This window comes from Leptospira alstonii serovar Sichuan str. 79601, assembly GCF_000347175.1.
In the GTDB taxonomy this organism is placed as follows: Bacteria; Spirochaetota; Leptospiria; order Leptospirales; family Leptospiraceae; genus Leptospira; species Leptospira alstonii.
The window spans coordinates 130,001-135,000 of record NZ_ANIK01000035.1; the positions used below are offsets into that span (position 1 = coordinate 130,001).

The window sequence follows — 5,000 nt, forward strand, 5'->3', positions numbered from 1 at the left end:
ATCTTATTGGAAACCGTATCCGGTGTTCTTAAAAAAAAAGGATACTCGGAAGTATTTTTACCAGCATTCGATTATAGCTCAACGTTTCTACAAACGGTTTCAGCGCCCGATTCTTCGTCCTTATTTCGAATCCGAGATCTTTCCGGAAATGAAATCTCACCCAGCATCGATCTAACCGTTCAAGCGGTCAAAGGTATGGCCGGTTTTTCCCATCAAAGAGAAAATCAAAATATATTTTATGTCGGAAGAATTTTCAGAGAAAGTACAAAGGGAAGCGCATCCCGTAAGGAAGTTTTGCAGATCGGCGCCGAATCGATTGGAGTTTCCGGAAAGGAAAACACATTCAAAATTTTGGAAGAATTGGACGAGATCGTTTCTCTACTCCCTCTCGAAAACAAACTGACGCTCATTTTAGGAAACGTGAATCTGTTTCAGACCATCGTTCAAGAGTTCGAACTCGGTTCTAACGAAATTCAAATTATTTCCGCGTTACTCTATCAGAAAAACGTAAACGAGATCGAAAGAATTTTCGGAGAAAAAAAGAATCATTCCGATTTGATCCGCTTGTTAAGCGCGCTCGTATTGAACTTCGATCCGGATTCCTTGAGGAATTCTCTCAATATCGGTTCTCTTTCAAAAGATCTTCAAAAAAGTTTAAATTCCATTCTCGAAGAAACTTCCTGGATTTTTAAATCCTGGGAATCCAAAAAAAGAAAAATCGATCTTTGTATCGACTTTTCCCTTTTGAGAGATCTGAACTATTATACGGGTTTTGTCTTTCAAGGATATCTGCAAGGTTCTCCCGATCCGGTATTAACGGGCGGATCCTACGATCATCTTTACGAAATGTTTTCGGGAGTTCAAAGAAACGCGAGCGGATATGCGCTTGTTGTGAACACATTGGAAGCCTCTCTTAAAACCCCCGTTCCCGAATTATGAAACGTAATCAAATATTTAAGGAAAAACTATGCCCGCATCGTTAGTAGTAGGGACCCAATGGGGTGATGAAGGAAAAGCGAAAGTTATCGACTTTCTTTCCAAGGACACGGACATCATCGTTCGTTATCAAGGCGGCGCGAATGCCGGGCATACCGTCGTCGTTCACGGAAAAAAATACGTATTCCATTTGGTTCCTTCCGGAGTGATTTACGATCAAACGGTTTGTGTGGTCGGGAACGGAGTCGTTCTGGACCCTCTTTTTTTCATAGAGGAATGTGATCGTCTTCAAAAGGAAGGCTTTCCCGTTTACGACAAACTTTTGTTAAGCGACGGGTGCCATCTTCTTTTTCCGTATCATTCCCAAATCGATTCCGCCAGAGAAACTACGTTGAGCCAAGAGCACAAGATCGGAACCACCAAAAAGGGAATCGGGATCTGTTACGCGGATAAGATGATGAGGACCGGACTACGAGTGGGAGATCTTTTGGAAGATTCTTACAGATCCCGCTTGAAACATTTGGTCGAGGAAAAAAATCGCGAACTCGACAAACTCTACGGAATGCCTCCCGTTTCCTATAACGACATCAACGAAGGATTGAAATTCTTTCTTTCCAAAGTAAAAAAGAGCATTATAAATACTGCATATTATTTGGATGCGGAACTCAAAAAAGGAAAACGTGTTTTATTGGAAGGCGCGCAAGGAACCGGTTTGGACGTGGACTTCGGAACGTACCCGTATGTTACAAGTTCCAACCCGACAACCGGAGGCGCGTTGATCGGAACCGGAATTTCATTTCAACATCTCAAACACGTGATCGGAATCACAAAGGCGTATACGACAAGAGTGGGCGAAGGTCCTTTTCCAACGGAACTTTTAGGAGAAGCCGGAGAAGCTCTTCGTCAAAAAGGCGGAGAATTCGGAGCTACCACGGGACGTCCGAGGCGTTGTGGTTGGTTTGACGCGGAAATGTTGAAACATTCCGTTCGGATTAACGGAATTACTTCGATCGCTTTGACGAAGATCGATATTCTTTCCGACTATGATAAGATTCCGGTTGCGGTCGGTTATAAACTCAACGGAAAAACTCTGGACTGCTTTCCTTCTCAGGGTTTGGAAAAAGTGGAAGTGATTTATGAAGAATTTCCAGGATGGAAATCGGATATTTCCGGCATTCGCGAATTTCAAAAACTTCCCGAGAAGTGTAAGGATTATATTTCTACCTTGGAAAGATTTATCGGAGTGAAAATCAATTTAGTATCTACCGGGCCGGACAGAAAAGATACCATCCACGGAGATTCTTTTTAAGAACCGGAGTTTTTTTCGACGTTTTTGATTGACCCATGACACTCGATAAATATCGTGTATTTCGTAACGCTTCGAGTCGTTAGCTCAGCTGGTAGAGCAATTCCCTTTTAAGGAATGGGTCCGGGGTTCGAATCCCCGACGACTCAATACGTTCTTCATAAGCCGCCATCGTCTAGTGGTTAGGACACAAGATTTTCATTCTTGGAACAGGGGTTCAATTCCCCTTGGCGGTACCACTTCTCTCCTTAAAATCCTTCAATTTTACGATCTTACCGACTGCACAAGGTCTCGTTTTTTAAAAAGAATTTTAAAAATTTCCCAAAACACTTTTTTAATCTTTGATCAGCGCAGATAGTATTTTTATCGCCGATCATGCAACTGCATCTCCAAATACATTTTAAATATAAAATATACTAAAAATGGAATATATTTGCAAAGCCCAAACCATTGCGCTTAAAATCGAACGACTTGAATTGCACCCAAGGAAACCAAAGCGCAGAGCTTTCCTACGGATCGCGTTGAAGAAAACCCAGCACAGCGCTTTCTAAAAGGCGCTATTTCTTAGCTTCGCTAAGAGCCAATCGCTTTCGCATTGGGTATACCAAATTCACATTAAACTTAAACTTATTTATAAAATCTAGGAACTCCTAGCTCCTAATCCCTCGCCCAGCGGACTCGCATGAGTTCTGTGTTAGGAAATTAGAACGAACATATCGAAAAAGGCGGCCAAGATTGCGCATTTTGATCTATATTTTAAAAATGTGGGAACTCCCACGTTATTTTTGCGGAAACAAAAGCTCCTTATACCGAACTCGCGTTATTTAGATCGGAATCGATTTTTTCGCAAATCAGTTTGTTTTTTGAACGAACCAAGCCCTTTTTTTCTTGAAAAAATAGACATAATATAGACACATAACTGTCTCAATAAAATTAAAAGAGTCAAATAGAATTCAGGTTCGTTCTACAAAACAGAATTAAGGAGAATTATCGATGAGGATAGAATTGAATAATAAGTTTCGGATCGGAATTAGAATCCGAAATTTCTGGGGGATATTTTTCGTATTGTTTGCCTTAGTTGCAACACAATCGATCTTCGGCACAAGCTACCAAAGAAAGATTTTGACTTACAATGTTGTCGGTCAAAATTTTTCCAACTATACCACTACAAACTACAAATTGAATGTGGTTCAATATCGTAACTCGGATCTTATTCAAACCCCGGGTGCTAAGAATGTTTTGTGCGTTCACGGTTTCGGAGATACCAGTTCCATCTTTGAACCCCTTGCAAAGGAACTGATTCTTAAGAACAAAGCGAATAACGTTTATATCGTAGATTTACCCGGTCATGGGGGTAGCACATTGACGAAGGGAACCGCCGCTCATCCCGCAAATATAGGCGAATTAACCGTTCATAATTACGAGGAAGCGACTCGTGCTTTGTTAAGCGAAATGCGTTTGAATATCCCTTGGCCGGAATTGCCGGATACGATCGTAGGACATAGCATCGGCGGACTTGTAGTGCAACTGATGCAAGACAAACTGAAAAGCAAAGGCTCCAGTTTGTGGACTCGGTACGGGATAATAGATACCGTATTGATTGCCAGCGATATTCCATACCCTCTACCCTGGTCGGGAAGCGACGTGACGATGGATGATCCGAATTACCAGTATTCCGCAAAAGCTTTGGTATGGAATTTCAAAGTGGAGAAAATTCTTTCCTTTTTTCCTCCTGTGGTTGGTCTGTTTGTGGAAAGTCCCGACGATTTTTTTATCAATAGTAAATATTCGGTAAACGGAGTGCCGGTAACCGGAGCCCCTACTCCCGCTCAGGTTGAAGTTATGAATGTCTTGGAGCCGTATCCGGCGGCCGCGAATATTGTCGGCTTGGATCCTACAGGACAGACTCAAAACGCGGTTCCGCGTTTACCGGTTGCACAGAATCTTTGGAGCGGATTTAATCTAAAGGTGGTCTGGTTGGATAAGGATCCATTTTTCAGTCAGGTGGAAACTCAAAATCTAGCGCACTATCTAAAACCGGGTGGTTTGGGTGTGATGGTTACTATTTCCGATCCCGAAGCGGTTCATGGTACGCCGTTTTCAAAACCGAGTCTGCTCATTCCATTATTCTAATTTTTTAATCAGGTAATGAACTAACCTTTAGTCGTATCTGTATGTAATACTACGGGTACGACTTTTTACAATTAACGTAAGAATTTCTAAATCATAACTACACGCCGATTTTTCGCACATTTCGAATCCGCGTTTACGAAGAATTTTTTCCGAAAGTAGGAGCAAGCTTTGAGTTTCCGAGAATGAGGCACCTATTTCGCGACCCGTAGGAAGCGAAATTGAGTTTATTCCCTGAATTGTGTCCCAGAAAACTCAACACAACGCTTCCTATGGGACGGCTAATTCTTAGCTGCGCTAAGAGCCAACACTTTCGCTTCGCGGCTTTTGGCCACAACGCTTCCTATGGGGCGATAATTCTTAGCTGCGCTAAGAGCCAACGCTTTCGCTTCGCGGCTTTTGGCCACAACGCTTCCTATGGGGCGCGTTGTGGGGTTGACATTAAAAAACCCGGCAACACAACCGTGTACTAACCGGGTTTTCTGTGACTTCGAAATCGGGAAAGCGAAGAATTTTATTTCTTCTCTAGTCCTTTTTAGAAGCCGTTTATTTTTTTGCGGGGGCTGGAGCAGAACCGGATTTTCTTGCGGTTCTTCTTTCTTCTCTTACTTTCGCCTGAGTCTCGCGT

General features: G+C 42.5%; 4 protein-coding genes and 2 tRNA genes (2 of these 6 running past the window's edge). 5 read left to right on the forward strand and 1 reads right to left on the reverse strand.

What is annotated here, in order from left to right:
• From LEP1GSC194_RS08920 to LEP1GSC194_RS08940, 5 genes are all read left to right on the forward strand, one after another.
• Positions 1-939, forward strand: partial view of an ATP phosphoribosyltransferase regulatory subunit gene (locus tag LEP1GSC194_RS08920; RefSeq protein ID WP_020773284.1) — the 3' portion only. Its footprint begins 90 nt before the window's first position; only the last 939 of its 1,029 coding nucleotides appear in the window; its start codon lies beyond the left edge, outside the window; it ends in the stop codon at positions 937-939.
• Positions 940-967: 28 nt separating this feature from the next.
• Positions 968-2,245 (forward strand): adenylosuccinate synthase, encoded by a 1,278-nt coding sequence (locus tag LEP1GSC194_RS08925; protein ID WP_020773189.1) that lies wholly within the window; start codon positions 968-970, stop codon positions 2,243-2,245.
• A gap of 73 nt (positions 2,246-2,318) precedes the next feature.
• Positions 2,319-2,391, forward strand: a tRNA-Lys gene (locus LEP1GSC194_RS08930).
• 15 nt (positions 2,392-2,406) lie between these two features.
• Positions 2,407-2,481: transfer RNA gene (locus tag LEP1GSC194_RS08935), tRNA-Glu, on the forward strand.
• A 754-nt stretch (positions 2,482-3,235) separates the two neighbouring features.
• Positions 3,236-4,375 carry an alpha/beta hydrolase gene (locus LEP1GSC194_RS08940; RefSeq protein WP_020773245.1) on the forward strand — a complete coding sequence of 380 codons (1,140 nt, stop codon included), beginning with the start codon at positions 3,236-3,238 and terminating at the stop codon, positions 4,373-4,375.
• Positions 4,376-4,918: 543 nt separating this feature from the next.
• On the opposite strand, the gene rplQ is transcribed toward LEP1GSC194_RS08940, so the two are convergent.
• Positions 4,919-5,000: the end of a 50S ribosomal protein L17 gene (gene rplQ / locus LEP1GSC194_RS08945; RefSeq protein ID WP_020773251.1), read on the reverse strand. The gene runs 419 nt beyond the window's last position; only the last 82 of its 501 coding nucleotides appear in the window; the start codon falls outside the window, past its right edge; the stop codon is at positions 4,919-4,921.